Origin of the sequence: Clostridium sp. LS (assembly GCF_002760435.1) — a bacterium.
In the GTDB taxonomy this organism is placed as follows: domain Bacteria; phylum Bacillota; class Clostridia; order Clostridiales; family Clostridiaceae; genus Clostridium.
Genome location: NZ_AUUU01000013.1, coordinates 36,516 through 55,923, shown reverse-complemented (window position 1 = coordinate 55,923; position 19,408 = coordinate 36,516). Strand labels below are relative to the sequence as shown.

General features: G+C 29.2%; 21 protein-coding genes, 1 tRNA gene, 1 pseudogene and 1 riboswitch. Of the genes and pseudogenes, 3 read left to right on the top strand and 20 right to left on the bottom strand.

Going from position 1 to position 19,408, the window contains the following annotated elements; translation table 11 throughout:
* Positions 1-307: 307 nt before the first annotated feature.
* The 15 genes from COL3_RS03580 to COL3_RS03510 form a co-directional block, all read right to left on the bottom strand.
* Positions 308-1,312 (bottom strand): LacI family DNA-binding transcriptional regulator, encoded by a 1,005-nt coding sequence (locus COL3_RS03580; protein ID WP_008419294.1) that lies wholly within the window; start codon positions 1,310-1,312, stop codon positions 308-310.
* Between the two features lie 227 nt (positions 1,313-1,539).
* Entirely contained in the window at positions 1,540-2,172 is a 633-nt protein-coding gene (locus tag COL3_RS03575) for a hypothetical protein (RefSeq protein WP_008419296.1), read from the bottom strand.
* A gap of 118 nt (positions 2,173-2,290) precedes the next feature.
* The gene (gene cbiG / locus COL3_RS03570) at positions 2,291-3,343 is read right to left on the bottom strand and encodes a cobalt-precorrin 5A hydrolase (protein WP_008419298.1); all 1,053 of its coding nucleotides are present in this window, start codon (positions 3,341-3,343) and stop codon (positions 2,291-2,293) included.
* Positions 3,343-4,101 carry a precorrin-4 C(11)-methyltransferase gene (cobM, locus tag COL3_RS03565; protein ID WP_008419300.1) on the bottom strand — a complete coding sequence of 253 codons (759 nt, stop codon included), beginning with the start codon at positions 4,099-4,101 and terminating at the stop codon, positions 3,343-3,345. The genes cbiG and cobM overlap by 1 nt, the downstream gene beginning before the upstream one ends.
* A 35-nt stretch (positions 4,102-4,136) precedes the next feature.
* A complete protein-coding gene (locus COL3_RS03560) occupies positions 4,137-4,871 on the bottom strand; it encodes a hypothetical protein (RefSeq protein ID WP_008419301.1) in 735 nt (244 codons plus the stop codon).
* A 113-nt stretch (positions 4,872-4,984) separates the two neighbouring features.
* Positions 4,985-5,650, bottom strand: coding sequence for a cobalt-factor II C(20)-methyltransferase (locus COL3_RS03555; RefSeq protein ID WP_008419302.1), 666 nt, complete (start codon positions 5,648-5,650; stop codon positions 4,985-4,987).
* A gap of 116 nt (positions 5,651-5,766) precedes the next feature.
* The gene (gene cbiT / locus COL3_RS03550) at positions 5,767-6,339 is read right to left on the bottom strand and encodes a precorrin-6Y C5,15-methyltransferase (decarboxylating) subunit CbiT (RefSeq protein WP_008419303.1); all 573 of its coding nucleotides are present in this window, start codon (positions 6,337-6,339) and stop codon (positions 5,767-5,769) included.
* 20 nt (positions 6,340-6,359) lie between these two features.
* A complete protein-coding gene (cbiE, locus tag COL3_RS03545) occupies positions 6,360-6,971 on the bottom strand; it encodes a precorrin-6y C5,15-methyltransferase (decarboxylating) subunit CbiE (RefSeq protein ID WP_008419304.1) in 612 nt (203 codons plus the stop codon).
* Positions 6,972-8,090 carry a cobalt-precorrin-5B (C(1))-methyltransferase CbiD gene (cbiD, locus tag COL3_RS03540; protein ID WP_035282389.1) on the bottom strand — a complete coding sequence of 373 codons (1,119 nt, stop codon included), beginning with the start codon at positions 8,088-8,090 and terminating at the stop codon, positions 6,972-6,974.
* Between the two features lie 131 nt (positions 8,091-8,221).
* Complete coding sequence (locus COL3_RS03535; protein ID WP_008419306.1) at positions 8,222-8,629, bottom strand: YkvA family protein; 408 nt, start codon at positions 8,627-8,629, stop codon at positions 8,222-8,224.
* Between the two features lie 14 nt (positions 8,630-8,643).
* Positions 8,644-9,267, bottom strand: coding sequence for a precorrin-8X methylmutase (locus tag COL3_RS03530; RefSeq protein WP_008419307.1), 624 nt, complete (start codon positions 9,265-9,267; stop codon positions 8,644-8,646).
* A gap of 27 nt (positions 9,268-9,294) precedes the next feature.
* A complete protein-coding gene (locus COL3_RS03525) occupies positions 9,295-10,623 on the bottom strand; it encodes a cobyrinate a,c-diamide synthase (RefSeq protein WP_008419309.1) in 1,329 nt (442 codons plus the stop codon).
* Between the two features lie 88 nt (positions 10,624-10,711).
* Positions 10,712-11,536, bottom strand: coding sequence for a sirohydrochlorin cobaltochelatase (locus tag COL3_RS03520; RefSeq protein ID WP_008419311.1), 825 nt, complete (start codon positions 11,534-11,536; stop codon positions 10,712-10,714).
* A 140-nt stretch (positions 11,537-11,676) separates the two neighbouring features.
* Positions 11,677-11,931: riboswitch (cobalamin riboswitch) on the bottom strand.
* 59 nt (positions 11,932-11,990) lie between these two features.
* Positions 11,991-12,242, bottom strand: a complete 252-nt coding sequence (locus COL3_RS03515; protein ID WP_008419314.1) for a phage holin family protein — start codon at positions 12,240-12,242, stop codon at positions 11,991-11,993.
* 454 nt (positions 12,243-12,696) lie between these two features.
* Positions 12,697-14,091: an FAD-dependent protein gene (locus tag COL3_RS03510; protein ID WP_008419317.1), complete on the bottom strand. Its 1,395-nt coding sequence runs from the start codon at positions 14,089-14,091 to the stop codon at positions 12,697-12,699.
* A 250-nt stretch (positions 14,092-14,341) separates the two neighbouring features.
* On the opposite strand from COL3_RS03510, the gene COL3_RS03505 reads away from it, so the two are divergent.
* The 3 genes from COL3_RS03505 to COL3_RS03495 all read left to right on the top strand — a co-directional run bounded on the left by COL3_RS03505 (position 14,342) and on the right by COL3_RS03495 (position 15,696).
* Positions 14,342-14,674: a hypothetical protein gene (locus COL3_RS03505; RefSeq protein ID WP_008419320.1), complete on the top strand. Its 333-nt coding sequence runs from the start codon at positions 14,342-14,344 to the stop codon at positions 14,672-14,674.
* 132 nt (positions 14,675-14,806) lie between these two features.
* The gene (locus COL3_RS03500) at positions 14,807-15,160 is read left to right on the top strand and encodes a hypothetical protein (protein ID WP_008419322.1); all 354 of its coding nucleotides are present in this window, start codon (positions 14,807-14,809) and stop codon (positions 15,158-15,160) included.
* Positions 15,161-15,621: 461 nt separating this feature from the next.
* A tRNA-Glu gene (locus COL3_RS03495) sits at positions 15,622-15,696 on the top strand.
* 787 nt (positions 15,697-16,483) lie between these two features.
* Here COL3_RS03495 and COL3_RS03490 read toward each other — a convergent pair.
* The 5 genes and pseudogenes from COL3_RS03490 to COL3_RS29210 all read right to left on the bottom strand — a co-directional run bounded on the left by COL3_RS03490 (position 16,484) and on the right by COL3_RS29210 (position 19,332).
* Positions 16,484-17,023 carry a hypothetical protein gene (locus COL3_RS03490; RefSeq protein WP_008419324.1) on the bottom strand — a complete coding sequence of 180 codons (540 nt, stop codon included), beginning with the start codon at positions 17,021-17,023 and terminating at the stop codon, positions 16,484-16,486.
* Positions 17,024-17,165: 142 nt separating this feature from the next.
* Positions 17,166-17,498 carry a hypothetical protein gene (locus COL3_RS03485; RefSeq protein WP_008419325.1) on the bottom strand — a complete coding sequence of 111 codons (333 nt, stop codon included), beginning with the start codon at positions 17,496-17,498 and terminating at the stop codon, positions 17,166-17,168.
* 70 nt (positions 17,499-17,568) lie between these two features.
* A pseudogene (locus COL3_RS03480) lies at positions 17,569-18,066 on the bottom strand (CbrC family protein); the annotation flags it as partial.
* A gap of 98 nt (positions 18,067-18,164) precedes the next feature.
* Positions 18,165-18,629, bottom strand: coding sequence for a hypothetical protein (locus COL3_RS03475; protein ID WP_008419327.1), 465 nt, complete (start codon positions 18,627-18,629; stop codon positions 18,165-18,167).
* Positions 18,630-19,137: 508 nt separating this feature from the next.
* Positions 19,138-19,332 (bottom strand): hypothetical protein, encoded by a 195-nt coding sequence (locus COL3_RS29210; RefSeq protein ID WP_008419328.1) that lies wholly within the window; start codon positions 19,330-19,332, stop codon positions 19,138-19,140.
* Positions 19,333-19,408 lie beyond the last annotated feature (76 nt).

Sequence of the window (19,408 nt, the reverse complement as noted above, 5' to 3'; positions counted from 1 at the left end):
TAAAAGAGTACCTTCTCTTTAAGTATGGGTATATATTAACCTATTAACAAATAAATTTATCACTAATATTTTCAGCATACAATAAATATACAACATATGCTAAACTTAGATGCTTATCCAAACACAGAACTCAGATAAATGTTTGTGAAATAGACATTTGAAAATGAGCTGTTAAAAGCACTTAATAAGTGGGTGCAACCTCTTGTTTAGTGCTTTCAGCGATATTTTCATAGTCCTGCGAAACAAACATGTAAACATGTATCTCATTTTGGTTGATATATACTTAAGCCATGGTAAATGTGTATATTTATATTTTTCTGCAGCTTTCGCGTATTTTGAATTCTGTTGGTATTATTACTTTTTTGTTATATTCTCTAGTTCCATTTAAATTTTCAAGTAATAAATCAACAGCTGCCTTTCCTAAGTATTCACTTGGTATTCTAATCGTTGTCAATGCTGGTATCATGTATTTAGCACTAGGCTGATCATTAAAACCAATTATGCTTATATCTTCCGGTATAGATAATCCTTCTTCTGAAACTGCCTTATATGCACCTACAGCCATAGTATCATTACCAATAAAAAATGCAGTTATCTTATTTTTAGATCTTAGAGCTTCTTTCATAAGATTATATCCAGCCTTAAAACTAAACTTTTCTGTCTCGAATATGTATTTGGAATTATAAATACCTTTACTTTCCATGAATTCTTTATATTTAATGTTTCTTTCATCGAGGTTTTTATCTTTATAATCTATTGTCTCTAATTTCTTTCCACCTATAAAACCTATTTTTCTATGACCTAATTCGTATAAATAATCTAAAATTTCAATTGTAGCTTTTCCTAAATCTGCCTTTACAGAATCAAATCGATTTTCATTAGGGGAAAAATCTACAAACACTATATTTTCATTGGCACTAGACAATTTTTCTACAGTACTAGCAGAAAATCTTCCAATTGCAATAATTCCACTAACACTCTTAATATCATCTATATCACTATTCTCATTTAGCTTTATTAGATTAAAGTTATTGTCATTGCACTTCTTTTCAGCCGCTAACCTTATTGATAGATAATATGGATCTCCTAATTCTTCTTCATAATTATACCAATATATAATCCCAATATCTTTGCTCTTTTTATTTTTTGCTTTTTTCGTCTTAGAAGATACGTAGTCAAGTTCATCTGCAATTCTAAGTATTTTTTCTCTTGTTGCATCACTTACGTTTAGTGTTTCATCAAAATTCAGTACTCTAGAAACTGTTGAAATAGAAACTTCTGCTATTGAAGCAATTTCTTTTATTGTCGCCATTTGAAATTAAATTCCTCCTTAAATTTAGGAATCAGACATATTAAATCTATATATCCTTTATAACTTTTTTATTTTGATAAGCTTTCCTCATAGAAATTCATATATAAAGTTTATATCACAAACAAGTTATCGTCAAATTTTAACTAAACTTAAACATGATAAAAGGACCCTCTAAATCAAAGATAGGTCCTTTAGGAATTCCTTTTGGCTTTATACCAAATGATAGTCTATCCTATAAAGTTACATAGGAATGCGTATTCTTTTGACAATTCTTTTCTGTACCACTCTGTCTTTATCACACTAAGATACGCATCAACTACTTTCTTGACTTGATTTTCCTTAGTCATTTGAGTTACCAAAGAAAAAATAAAAAATAATATAATTCCTAAAATCAGCACTGATTTTGCTGTTTGAGAAAAATCAATTATGCATAATAATATTGCACCAAGAACTCCTGAAAAAATCGAAGCATATGTTAAATAATCAATTCGAGCCTTTGTTTTTACTATGTTCTCCTTTAATTTTTCTATTGTATTTACATCTTTAAAAAACAAATCAAGCTTGTCCTTATACATCTCCATAAACTTTGTTAAAATAAAGTTATACTTATCAACATTCTTTGTATCTGGTATCCTCATACACATAACTAAAGGATATTCATATTCTCCTATACTTTTATATATAAACTCATCTCTTTTTTCCAAGCTAGGAGTTTTAACATTCAGCTCTCCGTCCTCATTAATTGCTAATTCATAATTATCATTAACTAAACTTATGAAATTGTCTCTAACAATTTCTAACGCTTTAGCCATACAATTATTGCTTTTATTAATCCTGTTTAGCATTTCTAAAATTGTCATTAATACTCACGCTCCCCTCATATTATGCAACTAAAATTATAGTGAATTATTTTACATAAGTACACCCATATTATAACATATTCCCCCTAGTATATGATACTACAATTGTGAATTTATGTTACTTACTTAAAACTCCTATTGCCAAAGTTATTCCTTCATACTTTATTTTATTTACAATAACCTTTGCTCCTGCAAGATCTATACAAGGTTCACAAACTCCAGTTATTCCAAGAGTTTTTTCGACAAATTCACTTTTTTCGTATTTATCCTGAACAGTTTTTATTTCTTCCCTGCTGAAGGTTTTAAAAGAACATTCTAGATGTTCTGCTAATCTAATAATTCCTTCCTCATTTGCTTTAACATCTACTGAAACTATAGTATTTACAGCATTTACATCCAGATTATATTTTTTCAAACTATTACTTATAAAATCATTTAATTTTTCAAAGGTTGTACCTTTCCTGCATCCTATGCCTAAAATCAAATCTTTTTTAATAAGCCTTAATATCTTTGAATAATCTAATTTATTATTATTTTTAAATTTTAAATTATGAGTTATCCAAATGCAATCTTCTCTTAATTCTAGAGCTTTCTCATAGCCTCTACTAACCTTGATTAAATTATAATCATCCTTCAGTCCAACTAATTTATTGTTAATTAATAAAGATGCTATATATTTTGCCTTCTTCAAATCTTCAATTATTAGATTATTTTTTTGGGCTAAAATATCTGGTGCAGTTATACCTAAGTTATCACTTGCCGTAGTTATAATAGGTGTAGCGTTCAAAATTTCTGCTGCCTTAAGTGTAAGTTCATTTCCTCTACCTAAGTGCCCGCTTAAAATATTAATTGAATATTTACATGATAAATCAACAGCAACTACTCCTGGATCTTTATCTTTTCCCTGCAAAAAAGGAGCTATTGCTCTTACAGCTATTCCTGTTGAAGATATAAATATTATTCCTTTTGAGTTACTCATAGCTTCTTTTGTAATTTCATTTAATTTAAACTCATTATTAAACGAATAGCTTTCACTATTTTTTATATAAAGTTTTGCATTAAAGTATTTTTGAAGTTTATATGCTATTTCTCTGCCTTTAGGAGATGGGCAAATTATACTTATATTAGAATCTTTATTGAATTCTTCTCTGAAAGAGTTATCTAAATTCATTATTTTAAATCCTCAGCATCCCTAAACATATGTGAAAAACTCTTATCATATAGCAAACTCTTTTCAAAATCACTATCGATAAAATCTCCAACTAATATTTGAGCACATTTAGTTATATTATTTTCTTTAACTTTTTCAGCAATATCATCCAAATGGCCCAGTATTATTCTTTCATCAGGCCAGGTTGCTCTTTCAACTACAGCTATTGGCACATTCTTTTTGTAACCTTTTTTCAGCTTTTCAACAACTTTATCAATCATAGATATAGATAAAAATATAGCCATTGATGCTCCAATAGATGCTAAAACTTCTAAATCTTCATTTGCTGGAACTGGCGTTCTTCCTTCTATTCTTGTTAAAATAACAGTCTGAGATACACCTGGCAAAGTAAATTCTCTATTTATTGCAGCAGCTGCTCCAGTAAATGAGCTAACCCCTGGTACAACTTCGTAAGGTATACTTACTCTATCAAGTTCAATCATTTGTTCTCTTATAGCTCCATAAATAGATGGATCACCAGTATGAAGTCTTACAACAAGTTTTCCCATTCGCTCTTCCATTGTCATAATCTCCATAACGTCTTCCAATGTCATATTAGCAGAATTATATATTTGAACATCAGGCCTGCAATATTCTAAATGTTCTTTTGAAACTAACGAACCAGCATATATTACAACATCTGCCCTTTCTAATAAATCGCGTCCCCTAACTGTGATTAAATCAGCAGCTCCTGGACCTGCCCCTATAAAATATATCATATTTCAACACTCCTTTAAAATTAAATCAATTTGTTTTAACTTACAGTAATTTCTACTTTTTTGCAAAAGTGCAGCGATATAAAAATCATAATAGCTGCAAGAATTATACTCAAAAATATTAATGCTGCACTTCTGCTATTTTCAACAGAAAAACCATAAATACTATCTGTTATTACAGGTGATGTGTAGAAAGGATAAGCCCACAAATTAAAAATGCCAAATTTAAAAGAAATACCAACCGAACCCAAAACTCCTAAGAAATATCCTGTAATACCACTTGCAAAAGAAACAGTTTTTTTGTTAATAAGCATAGAAATTGAAAATTGCAAAACTAAAAATGGTAAATAACCAACTAATGGATAAAAACTTTGTTTTAACAAAAGTATATTTGAATAATTTACAAAACCAATTTCACGAACTAAAATTAATAATTCCAAAAATGTAACACAAGAAGAAAAAAACGTTAATTTCAATACATAAAGAAATTTGTATAAATAAATTGATTCTTTATAATTACTAAATTTAAATCCAAATATGGATTTACCTTTTTCTTGTTTAAGATCTACTATTTTAGAAATGGTAATAATAAATATTATAGTCATAATAACAAAATTACAAAAATTATAGTTATTCAAAAATTGCATTAAATTCATACGTCTTAAATTTGGCTGATTAATAACAAAAAATACTATTATTTGACCAATAAACACTAATGCGAAAAGTTCTAATTTTTCTAACTTGGTAAATACTTTTTCAATAGAGACTTTCATTTCTAAATACGCTCCTTTTATTTACTCAAAAACTTTATATCTTTTGTAAGTCAATATAGTATTTACCGTTTTCTAATACTTAATTCTATTTTTTGATCCTTTTAGAAATCTTTTCATTCTCTGCTTGCAATGATTAAAGACATATAATCTCTAAGTTTCAATATTTCTTCTCTTTCAGTCAAGACTGTTTCTCCTTCTCTTCCAACTCTGCTTGCATAAACATAATCGAAGCCTTTTTCTTCTAAAGTATTAAGCACTTCCTCTTCATGCTTGTATACTTTCATAATTACAACATATTTTTCATCAGTAATTTCTTTTACTTTAATTGCTGGCATAACTACTAACTTTTCATCTCCAACAACTAAAGTTTTGTTAACTAAGCTTGCAGCCGCACAAAAAGAAGTTATTCCCGGAATTGTTTGTACTTCAAATCCACATTCTCTGACATGCTTTAACATGTGGCTGTATGTGCTATAAATATAAGGATCTCCTATAGTTAAGAATGCGACATCTTTTCCTTCTCTAAGTCTTGCTTCTATAAATTCATAAGCCTCTAATGCCTTTGCTACTCGATCTTTCTTTCCCATTGGAAAATGCTTTACAATAACTTCAGTCCCCTGTTTTATGTACTCTTTTGCAGTTTCGAGGGCAATGCTCTCCCCGCCTTCAGTTGCACATGGTGCAACTATAACCTGACATTTTTCTATTGTCTTAACTGCCTTAACTGTTAGTAGTTCTGCTTCTCCAGGTCCTACCCCTATGCCGTATAATGTTGCCATTTATTTAATTCCTCTCCTCCAAAGTAACTAATCAAAAATTTAATCTACAATACTATTCAAATTTTAGTTACTTAAAAATATATTTTATTATTTTATATTAATTCAATTCTTTTAAGTTATTTACGTGTACATTGAATTATGTAAATCGGATTATTTGCTATCATCATTAAGGTATTTTCACGGTTTTTACTTATATTTACTAATGAAATTTCATATTTATAATTTAAATTTTTAACAACTTCAATTGCCCTAAATGCATTATCTAAAGTAATGAAATTCATGACCATAGTCCCATTCTTGTGGAGAACTGCATTTGCCTTAAGTAATAGTTCTTCTAAATGCCCCCCGCTTCCACCAATGAAGATTGAATTAAATTTCACATCATCTGAAATTAATTTATCAAGAACTTGCCCTGCTTCACTGTTTATTATTTTTACATTCTCACATTGAAACTTATCTAAATTACTTTTAGTAACTTCGTAAGCCTCTAGATCCTTCTCAATAGATAATACTTTTCCTTTTTCTGCAATTTTAGCAGCTTGAACAGTAATACTACCTGTTCCGCTTCCTACATCTAAAACTAAAGAATTTTCTTTTATGTTCATTTTAGCTATTGAGAGGATTCTTATTTCTTCTTTTGTCATTGGGCATTGTCCTCTAATGAATTCTTCATCTTTTATAAAAACCATGAAATTAACCTCCTTCTATTTTAAATTATCTTTTCAACTATAAAAACACTTAGTGGACTAAAATTTTGATTCAAAAATTCTATTGGGCTTCCTTCAGTTATTATTTCATCTTCATAAGATAAATTTTCACCAACTATCACTTTGCAGTTTATATTATTTTCATGGAGTATTTTGCATAATATTGCTGGGTTATTTTCTTTGTCAGTAAGCCAAATACTCAATTTATGTATATTAATTGCATCTAAAAATTCTTCTTTTCTTCCATGAAGGCTGCTTAAATATGCATTACTCCAAGACAGGTTAAGTTTACAGGTTAAGTACTGAAAAGAACTAATTCCAGGAATTACTTTAATGTTTAAATTTGTTTTATTGTTAATATAATTAGTTATTCCATAAAAAGTTGGATCTCCAGACGCAACAACAGAAACATTTATATCCTTATTTTTTTCATCATTTAAGAATTCATCAATGTCACTTAATTTATTTATGTACATTTTTTTATTATCTACAAAATCTAAAGAATCCAATGCTCTTTTAAATCCTAAAACTATGTCCGATTTTCTTAGCATTTCTACAGCCTTTGGCATAATATAATCTCTATGGCCAGGTCCAAGTCCTACAATATAAATCATCTATATTACCCCTTCTGATTTCCAAAGTAGAATAGGCTTTGATGCCCCATAATACATGATTACATCAACATTTAATTCACCATAAACGTACTCACTTATTTTTTGAATAATTTTCGTTCCAATATTCTCATACAATTCATTATAACCACATCCAAGCATTTTAACTGCACCTTCACAGGTTTTTTCCTTAAGAACTTCCTGAACAAGGGAAATATCATATCCAAGCAGTGCCAGCTCTAGAGCAATAACTTCAAGCCTTACTCCATTTACTCTGCTATGAGTATTGAAACAACCATATGCAATTTTACTCATTTTACCTATATGCCCTGCCATTATAATTGACTTAACTTTACAGCTTACACAGGTTTCTAAAGCTAATCCAATATAATTTGAACATATTACAATTTCCTCTTCCTTAAATCCAAACTCCTTACAGTAATTATCGCCTAAATTCCCAAAAGTTAAAACTAATCTTTCATTATTTAATGCTTTTTGGGTAATTTCTAATTTCACTGAGGCTTTAAGAGAATCTTCCGACATTGGATAAACTATTCCTGTAGTTCCAAGTATAGATATTCCACCTTCTATTCCAAGTCTAGGATTAAAGGTTTTTTTTGCGATTTCTTCTCCTTTAGGTACTGAAATTGTTACCTCAACCTTCTCGCCACTAGGCAAAATCTTCATGACCTCATCCTTAATCATTTTTCTTGGAACTGGGTTAATTGCTGGCTGCCCTTTTGGAACAAAAAGTCCGTCTTTAGTAACTATGCCTACTCCAATTCCCCCTTTTAGGATTACCATATCTTCATCTATTTCTTGATTAAAGTTTCCGGCAATCTTTCTGACCCTTGCCTTTATTTCTGCCCCATGAGTAGCATCAGGATCATCTCCGCCATCTTTTATAATAGTACATTCTACATAATCATCAAATTTATCTATAGATTTTATAGGCATTGTTATGTTAATCCCCTTGGGAGTTGATATTTCTATTTCTTTTAATGTATCATCTTTATTAAATAAAAGCATGGTTGCAGCTTTTGCAGCTCCTGCACTACAAGAACCAGTTGTATATCCACATCTCAATTTTTGTCCATTAGTTTCAATATACATCTCAAATATAAAAATCACCTCCAAATTTATCTAATTATAAGTTATAAGTGTCAAGTGAAAAGTTAAGGCTGGAATCACAATTGAATGTATGTATTAGAATCTTGAAATTCCTTCTATTCAACCTTTCATTTGTTACTTTTTTAATAAATAATTTTCATTATTATATAAGCTATTGCTATAATCCAAATACATATAATAATTCCTCCAGCTATCCAGTTTTTAAATTTATCTTTACTGAAAGTACTTTCTGCTTGCTGCCTGCATTCTTCCATAATGCTATTAGGAATTAATTTTATTGCAAAATAGATACCAATTGGAACTAAAATCAAATCATCAATATAACCTAAAATAGGAATGAAATCCGGTATTAAATCTATTGGACTTAATGCATAACCTACTGCTAAAATCGAAATTATTTTAGCAGTAAACGGCACATCTTTGCGCTTAGATGCTAAATATAAAGCTCCAACTTCCTTTTTCATCTTTTTTGCTAGCGCCTTAATCTTAAAATACCAAATTTTAAATTGATTATTTGAGTTATTCTCCATAAAACACCTCTAACTTATCTTTCAACTACCATATACATTAAAGCGTTTATTATAGCCGCAGCTACAGTACTTCCGCCTTTTCTGCCCTTAACTCTTATATAAGGTATATTAAGTTTATCCATATTTTCTTTGCTTTCCGCTGCTCCGACAAAACCTACAGGTACTGCAATGATTAATTTCGGATTCGCTTTACCTTCTTTGATTAATTCTTTTAACCTAAAAAGTGCAGTCGGCGCATTACCAAAAACAAAAATATCTACCTTATCACTACATGCTTTTTCAACAGCAGCCATGCTTCTAGTTATACTTTTTTCCTTAGCTTCCTTATGTACAATTTCTTCATTAACATAACAAATCACTTTACTTTTAGTTTTAGCCAAAGCCATCTTATTGATACCATTTAAAGCCATATTAGTATCAGTGTAGATCTTAGTACCTTTCATAAAAAGATTTTTTGCAGTTTCAATAGCAGTCTCACTTATTTCCACCAAATCTTTGTATTCAAAATCAGCAGTTGTATGAATAGTTCTTTTCACTATAAGGAGCTCTTCATCTGTAAATGAATGTGGACCCATCTCATTTCCAATAATCTCAAAACTCTTTTCTTCAATTCCCATAGGATTTTTTAAATAATCCATCTTTCCATCATCCCTTTTTTCTTTAATCTATAAATTAATTAGTAATTCTAAAAATTTTTCATTTCCCTGAAAATTTACGTGAGCATATGCGCCTAATGTGTTTTTCTTATAATATCCGCACTTCCAGCTTATTACTTCCCCATTATATAAAGTTTTTTCAACTTCGTACACTTTTTCTTCGTTTATGTTAGCTAATGATTTATGAAACTCATGGGCATTTATTTCAATATCTTCTCTTTTATTAAGCTTATCATAAAAACACTTGTTATTTATTTTAACTGTGCAATAGCCAAAGTTTTGAAGCTTATTAGTCATGACTGTTTCACCATCAAAAAAACCAACCATTTGAGCAGTATCAATTGACTTTGTCAAATACATTAATCCACCGCATTCGGCATAGCATTTTAATCCCTTATCTAAAGCCTCTCTTATGCTGTTTCTCATAGAATAATTATCTTCTAACTCGTTTTTAAAAATCTCTGGATATCCTCCGCCAATATATAGAAAATCTAAATTATCTGGCAATAACTTATCATTTATCGGACTAAAATAAATTATTTCCCCAAACTTTTCTAATAGCTCTAAATTATCTTTATAATAAAAGCTAAATGCCTTATCCAAAGCAACTCCAATTCTCAAAGACTTCTTAACTAATCTACCTTCATAGCCATTGCTTTCTTCCTTAAATTTCTGCATTTCATTTATAATGGAATCTACATCTATATATTCTTCAATTAGCTTTTTGCATATCTCTATTTTTTCCTCAAGATTAAGTATCTCCATGCTTTGTACAAGTCCCAAATGCCTGCTGCTTAATACTATCTCAGAATTTTTAGGAATATATCCAAATACTTTTATATTGCAGTTTTTCTCAATTGCATATTTTAATAAATTATAGTATTTTTCACTAACTGCATTTAATACAACTCCTACAATATTTGCATTTCTATAATTTTTAAAACCATTAATTTCAGCACATATACTTACACTTTGACCTTTAGGAGACAACACTAATATAATAGGCATATTACCTAATATTTTTGAAATTTCATAGGTTGATGCTTTTTCACTTGCTCCAATCCCATCATACAGCCCCATAACACCTTCAATTATACCTATATCTCCGCTGCCTTTAAGAAAACTTTTTTTCATACCATCTTCTCCCATCAAAAATGGATCAAGATTTCTTGAAGCTTTTTTTGTTACTTCTTTGTGAAATGCCGTATCAATATAATCTGGTCCAACCTTATAACCTTGAACATCTAGTTTCCTATCTTTCAAGACTTTCATAAGTCCAAGAGTAAAGGTGGTTTTACCGCCGCCACTGCAATTTGAAGATATAATTATAGATTTCATATAACTTTCCTCTCTATGTACATAAAATTAATAATAACTTTTTTAATCTACAATTTCTATAATTGGATCATAAATAAAAAATGCGTAATTATCTTAGTTTTTTTGTCCTTCCTGCATTTATATATCTATTTTCGATTAAATCATAGATTCTGTTAATATAAAGTTTATCAAAGCTATCAAGTTCACCAAGACCATGCATATGTAACTTTACTTCTATCCCTTCCCTTTGAAGAATACTTTTTAAGGAATCCTCATCATCTGATGCCATATCATTTTGAGCATGATCGCCTGCTACTAGTAATAAAGGAGCTAATTTAGTTTTATTTATTCCTTTATTCTTTAACTTTTTCACTACATTTTCAACTGTTGGATATCCTTCTGCTGTCGCTACAAACACATTTTCATATCCTTCATCTATTAAAACAGTTTGAAGCATTCCATAAACCGCATTAGATGGATGTTCTGTACCATGTCCAAATAATATTATACTTTCCTCATTTACTAATAAATCTTTAATACTTTCAATAAATAAAGAATAATCTTCTGGAAGTCCATTCATCCCTTGATAGAAAAATATTGGCCTTCCAAGTTTTATAGTCCTGAAATCACCCTCCCTCTGCAGAGCAATCCCTTTAATATAGTCAAATTCTTCTCCCGGAATAAGGTGAAGAGGTTGAATTATAACTTCCTCAAAGCCTTTAATTTTTAAATCCTCTAAAGCCTCTTCCGGAGTAAGTATATTTAAGTTATACTGCTTATTTAATTTTCTTATGATAAAATGAGCAGTAAAAGCTCTAAATACTTCATACTCCTTAAATTCATCTTTTATTTTATTTTCAATTTTCTCAATTGAGTTTTTAAGTGCTTCTAAATGACTTGTTCCAAAACTAACTACTAAAATAGCCTTTTTCATGTATTCTCCTCCTAAAATTGCAGCTAAAAATAAAATCCTCATTATCTAATTTAAGATAAGGAGGAATCGCATAACGAAATACAAATGCCTAATTAAACATGCATCCTATTATTTGCTATTCACCTTCCCTCCGAAGGACAGCTCAGTCAAAATCTTTAGGCAGGTCTCCTGACTCTGGCGTCACCCTAACGCTCTTCCTTCCCAAGAATAATTTCTCAGTGGATTTTTAGTATATAATAAAAAGTTTGTCTATTTGCTTAGCAGCACTTTTTATTTCTATATACCTTAGAGGTTAGTCTTCCATTACAGTAGCGGGGGCTGTAGTAGACTTTCACTACTTTCCCTTTTAATCTTAAAAGGTCAAACTTTTAAGAACCTAAAAATCATTACCTATTGTCTTTTAAATTATATCGGACTATTATATTTTATTCAACTAAAAAGATAATAATTGATTTTATTCATCTTTTGTGGTCTGCTTAATCAATTGGTTTGTATAAACTGCTGCACCAGTTACCAGTATTCCTTGAATAACTGACTGCACACTAAAACCTAGAAGACAAATAGCTCCTATAATACCAGCTGCTAATAATATGATTGGTATATATTTATCTTTAATTTCATCTGTACTCTTAAGGAGCATTCCTAAAACATATAAAGTTGGAACTAAAATCAAAGCATTTTGAGTTATATATTGCGTAAAATCCAATATCTTTTCCTCCTAACAATAACTTCTCCAGCCTAAGTACATAACTATCACATGGTGAACTTTGCATATGCAGCTCTACTGTACCTATAGTATTTATATATCACCTTTAATAAATTATTTTTTCATATTATGTATATGCTCTATATCAAGTCATGTTACCTAAAATTTAAAATCGAATAATTTATATTTTCTAGCTTATAATATATAAAAAGAGTGACCTACGATCTATGTAAGCCACTCTTTTATTATTATATGCGCATTGGAATTTCATATATGTTCTTATAAAGAGGTGTATCCTTCAACAATTTCCTCTGGTAGTTCTTTATAATCAAATGGAGTTATATCATTAATATCAAAATTAGTTAGCTGTTTTACTTTTATTATCAACCCATTCTATATAAACATGCTTATCATATATATTATTTAATGTTCAAAGTCCTATATCCTATGGCTTCTATAGCATTCTTCCCATAATAGCCCCCATAGCTGATGCCATCATTAATCCTCTTGTCCAACCGCTTGAATCACCTAAACAATGAAGCCCTTTAATATTAGTTTCAAAGTTTTTATCTAAGATGATTCTATTACTATAAAATTTAATTTCCGGACCATATAATAAAGTTTCTGGACTTGCAAAGCCTGGAACTACTATATCTAAAGCTTCAATAAATTTAAGTATATTAGTCATTGTTCTATAGGGAATTGCAGATGTTAAATCCCCTGCCTCTGCATCTACAAGAGTATGCCTAACATTTGATTGATAAAGTTCCTTTTCCCAAGTCCTCTTACCATCTAAAATATCACCGTATCTTTGCACTAATATTCTACCATTACCTAGCATATTTACAAGCTCAGCTACTTTCCTTCCATACTCAATAGGCTCATTGAATGGTTTAGAAAAATTATGGGAGCTCAATATAGCTAAATTAGTATTATCCGACTTCTTATTTTTATAAGAATGTCCATTAACTATTGCTAAATTATTATCATAATTCTCCTGACTCACAAAACCACCTGGATTTTGACAAAAGGTTCTAACCTTATTCTTAAAGGGTGCTGGATATCCTATAAGTTTAGATTCATAAAGCACATTATTTACGCTTTCCATTACCTCATTTCTAAGCTCGACCCTAACTCCTATATCTACTGGTCCTGCTGTATGTTCAATATTATGTTCTACGCACATTTCTTTAAGCCAATCAGCACCTTTTCTACCTGTGGCTACAACTACCTTAGCCCCATAAACTTCTTCACACTTTTCAAGTTTTGAAGAATCTGAAATTATTACACCATAAACTTCGTTATCTTTAATCAAAAAATCTTTAACTGTTGTTTCAAATTTAATCTCAATTCTATTATCTAATAAATGTCTTTGAATCTTAAGATATATTTCTTGTGCCTTTTCAGTACCTAAATGTCTTATAGGACAATCAACTAACTTTAATCCTGCTTGTATTGCCTTTCTTCTTATTTCTTTAACACCTTCACTATTTCCTAAACCCTCAACTCTTGTATCAGCTCCAAAGCTCAAATAAATTGAATCTGTGTAATCTATGAATTCTTGAACCTTGTCGCTGCCAATCATATCCGGCAAATCGCCTCCTACTTCGTGGCTTAAAGATAATTTACCATCTGAAAAGGCTCCTGCTCCTGAAAAACCTGTAGTTATATTACAGTATGGTTTGCAAGACACACATTCCTTTGTCTTTTCCTTGGGGCACTTTCTATTTTCTATCCTTCTCCCCTCTTCGATTAAGAGAATTTTAGCTTGTGGCTTATGTTTATTTAGTTCATATGCAGTAAATATTCCTGCTGGTCCTGCTCCTACTATTATTACATCATAATTCATAATAAAAATCGCCTCCCATTTTTTAGATACTAAAGTTAGAATCTTATTCAAAACTAAATAACATTTTTAGTTTTCTAATTATTCTTAGTTTATATTTTTAGTCTATATTTATACTATTCTACTTATTATTTGAATTCCCTTGCTAAATTTTATTAACATAAACATAATTTACAATAAACAATATTAATGTATAATTTAAATATAAAAATATAAACTTAAGATATATTAAAATTGAAAGGAACGATATTATATGACAGTCTATATGATTACTTATTTTTTAAGCGATACCCACGGTCATCATCATGAGGATGATAAAGAAAATTGTTCATGCGGTGTGAATCACGCACACGAACATGTAAATGGAGAAAATAATCTAATTAGTAAAATTAAATCTTTAGGTGCTTGGGCTCAATTTATGCCCGAAGGATTTTTTGTAAAAACGGATTCCTTATCTGCAGAAGAAATTTTTGATGAAGTAAACTCTGTTGCTAATGGAGGCGATATTATTTTTGTAACAAAAGTTGATGCAAAAACTTCAGCATGTGCAAATCCTGCTGTACTAGATTGGATTTCAGAGGTATAACATAAATATAGCTAATAAAATAATATTTACATGTATATTTCCATATTAGATTTTTCCATTTTAAAATTTATTGCTATTTTTTCCACAATAGGTTAAAATATTAATGATTTCTATTTTAAGGAGGTAAATAATATGGAAAATACAGTAACTAATGTTTCTCCACAAGTAGTACCACAAGAAATAAGAAAATGGAACTGGGGAGCATTCATGTTCAACATTTTTTGGGGAATAGGAAATAAAAGCTACCTACCACTTCTATGCCTTATACCACTTTTTAACATAATATGGGTATTTGTTTGTGGTGCAAAAGGTAATGAATGGGCGTGGAAAAACGGAAATTATTCAAGTGCACAAGAATTTTTATTAGTTCAAAGTACTTGGAGCAGAGCTGGATTTGTTGCATTTATAGTTACAGTAATATTAGTTGTTTTAGATGTACTTTTCTTAGGAACAATGCTTGCAGCTATATTCTCATCATTCCGTTAAAATTTTTATTTTAAATACCGGTATAATAAATTTTTAATTATCATTACTTTTAAAAGGGATATATCAGATTTTATTTTGATATATCTCTTTTTTATTTATAAAAAATAATACCCATCAAAATTTAACTGTTATTAACAGTTAAAATCTCAATGGATATCCCACAAAATATTAAAAAGGAGTCGTAATTTTGCATGACTTAGTCACACTAGAGGAGCGATGAGTATACCGTTAAATAATATACACCTCTGTTTAAATTACTAACTATCTTATAGTTTACCAGATTTTCGCCGAAATACAAGAGTGTTTTTTAAATATTTAGAAAATTATGATTTGTACAATAAATCACTAAAAAAATTTTACATAATTCAACACCGGTAATCTAACTTTTTCCTTAATTACGTATAAATCCAAATAGTTATTGACATAATAAAAAAATAAGAGTAAAATCATATTTGTTGCAAGGCCCCTTGGTCAAGCGGTCAAGACGCCACCCTCTCACGGTGGAATCAGGGGTTCGATTCCCCTAGGGGTCACCATTATAGTAAACATCAGCATTTAGAGAGCTAAATTGTTGGTGTTTTTTATTATTTTACACCATTTTTACACATAGTTTTTTATTAATAAATTCACATTTTTAATTTGTACTTTAAGTCCTGTTGCACAATTTTTTTCTGCTAAAACGAAAAAAACACCCATATTTCTATAGATGTTTTAACTCCAATTATATGAAGCTTAATTCTACATAAAAACATTAAATTTTATAATTCTATTTTTCTTTTATTCTATCGACAGGCATAATTTCAGTCATAAAATCATGCCTTCATATTTGTATTTCTATTGGATCATAAACCTCATGTATTAATTCAATTAATTTATATTCAATTTTTGGGTTTAACCTATTATCATTTTCATTCCAGAAATATTCATTACCTAATTAATTAATAACTTGGAGCTCAATATTAGTACGAAGCGTAATATCTGCTGGGTTGGCTTTAAGTTTAAGTATAGTTGAGTTGCACCAGATTGGCATTTTTCTATTACACAATTATTTCTGGCAACATCCTTGTCATAATCAAATAATGAATAAGTTAAAATTAAATTGCAAAATGGACTGCTGGTAACTTTGGTTACTGCCTTTTTATTTTAGGGAAAAAAATATGCAGCTATTTAATAACTGCATGAATACGTGGCTCCTATGTTTATTAAGTTTATATAAATATTTATCATTTTGCTATAAAATAATACATATTACCAATAAATTTTCTCTACTTGACAATATGAAAATTACATATTAAACACTCTTTGATTTTAGATAAAAACTTGTCACTTACCTAATTTAAAATATATTATGGCTATCATTATAGCAACTATCATTAGAATAAATGTCTGTTTTTCTTTTTTTTGGTTTTTAATATCATATTCACTTTCTTTATTTCTAATTAATTCATTAATGTTGGAATCAAATTTAATCATATTATTCTTTTTCAAAGCATATCCAATTATTTCATTCATAGATTCTCTTGAATAAGATGCATAATAAAATATCTTTATCTTATTGTCTTTCATTTTGACATATATAGCAGATATACTAACTTTTGAAAATTTCGGTTTATAATCACCAATTCTTAAACTCTTTATGAAATCAAATTCTATTTCTATTTTTTTATAACCTTGAATTATTTTTATTTTATCTTCATAAAGGACTATTCTTCTATTTAATACTATTACTGCTATTATGAATAATACAAATAAGCCTAAATATTGCTTAGTAATAAGGAACATATAGCCCAAAAATCCATACATAATAACTAAACTCAGTATAGCAATTATGTAATTATTTATAAAATATTTTCTAATTTTCATAGTACATTACTCCTTAAGTATTTTATCACCTCACAAACTATTAATAACCTTATACTTAATAAAAGATAAAATTGTAAATAGTTTCATTTCTTTTTATCGTGATAAAGCAACGCTAAAACAGTTATTGCCATTTCAAATATAGTCATATAATCCAATGTCCTTCTTTAGGTATTTCAGAAGTTTCTCTATACTTTCTTAATATATGGCTAATAGTCCTAATTGCTAAAATATCAATTCCAAATGTATTTTTTTCAGCATAAAAACATTCTTCTATAATTTTTACTTTGCCTTTTTCAAATAGATCATAATCGTGTATATTTTCAAATGCTGATAGTGATACTTCTATCCGCCCATCATATGAACGTGCTAATTCTTTATCAAATGGATAACTAAAATTATCACCTGAATAAGCATAAATAGCCTTACTATTTTCGATTTTTAATAATTTATATACCACTTCTAATCCTCTGCTCATTATTTTCACGTTCCTTTATCTAAATCAGTATGCCAGAATACTTCACTATAATCACTAAATAGAACATTTCCTAATCAGAGTCTACCCATAGACGATACTTGCCACATTCTAAGCACTTAAATAGATAACCTTGCATTATTCCATTACCTAGGTATTCCATACAATCTTCATAGTAACTATCTGGATTATCCCTCTCATAATCAGAAATCACTTGTTCCGCAATCCCCATCTTTTTCAAATCATCAACGCCAACTTCTCCAATGTATTGACAAAAATCATTACAACATGCCAGCCAATGCTCTCCTTGCCAACTAATGTAACCTGGTGTTCGCTTCATTAATTCATCTATTTTCTCTAAACTATCTACCTTATCGAATTCTGCATCTTGAATAAATGTACCATTAAATTTTTCTGCTGCCTTACCAGAGGAAACACATTCTGGACAAATACATACAATATCTTCTTCGCAATACATCATTTCTAAATAACACCCGTTTTTTTTCTTGCAACATTGGCAAGTTAATGTTTGTCCATTAACACTTTTAGAAAATACATTCATATCCCATACATTTGGATTGTATTAAAAAAATACTTTTTCCATATTTACCTCCAAAAATATAAATAATCTTCAATTTTAATTTGGATAGTTTTTCTTATTAAAAAATATCAACAATCACAGTCACTGCAATTAATCTCACAAATACATATGGTGTTTTTAACGAATATCGGTATTAACTTATTTAGATAAATTCCAAAATCAGTAAATCTATCAGCACCTTTTATTCTTATCCCATGTCCAATATTAAAATTAACCTCATAATGATTTTTATACCTACCATATATTTTTTCTAACGTTGTACAACTGACAAGGAAACTCTCATTAAGATTATTGTCCCAAATAACAATATAGTTGATATATCCTTTTTTCTCTCTATTATAAAAAATTTCTGTCACATCGCTAAAGGAATCGAATTCCATATAATTAAAATCATCTGTATCATCTTCAGATAAGGATACTATCTTTCCATTCTCGCTAAAACTAAACCCTTCTTTAATAAGAATCATAATAATATCTGAAAAGTTATCTAAATTTGTTAATAACCTTATACTTATATTTCTATCTACGCTCATTTTAATATACCTCTTTTTCATGTAACAAAAGACTATTGTGCATTAAATTACTGCTTAAATGTGATTTAAAACATTCTTTTCGTAATTCATAAAATAACTTAACTAATGTGTGCTTTTCATCAGTAATATCTTTATATTCAAACCTTACTTATCACACTACACTATATAAATATTACTTTATTTAATTTCAAAGGAATAATTATCAATAATGCCACTGCCAAAGCTGGTAATTATATTCGTCATCACTCACTAAAGTAACATCAATTACTTTTTTATCTACTAAGTCAATTAAACAAAATCCTTTACAGAAGCCACATTGGAGAGAACCCTTTAAATCATTAATTTTCCAGCTATGATTCCATAATTGAAGTACTGATTCACATAAATCATTAAGAATGATCTTAGCATAACCTTCATAATATCCATCATTACTAAAGATATATTCTTTTTCCCTTGTTAATTCTGCTTCATCTATAATCCATTTACAACATTGATTATCATTGGCCTTTCATGTTAATTTACTGCATGCCTCCCACTTACTTTTTCTCCACAATTCACGGTAGGAAGAAATAATGCTTTTATAAAAATCTCTCTCAACTCCAGATTCATAAATTTTTATAGTAGTTATAGCATTCATGGATTCCATTAACTTTTTAAAATACAATTGTTTCTTTTTCTGTTCAATCAATTCTTTTCTATTCATATTTACCTTCCCTACAATTTACTATTTATTATGGCAATCTCCAAATTGAAATTTAACAATACAAAATTCTACTCAT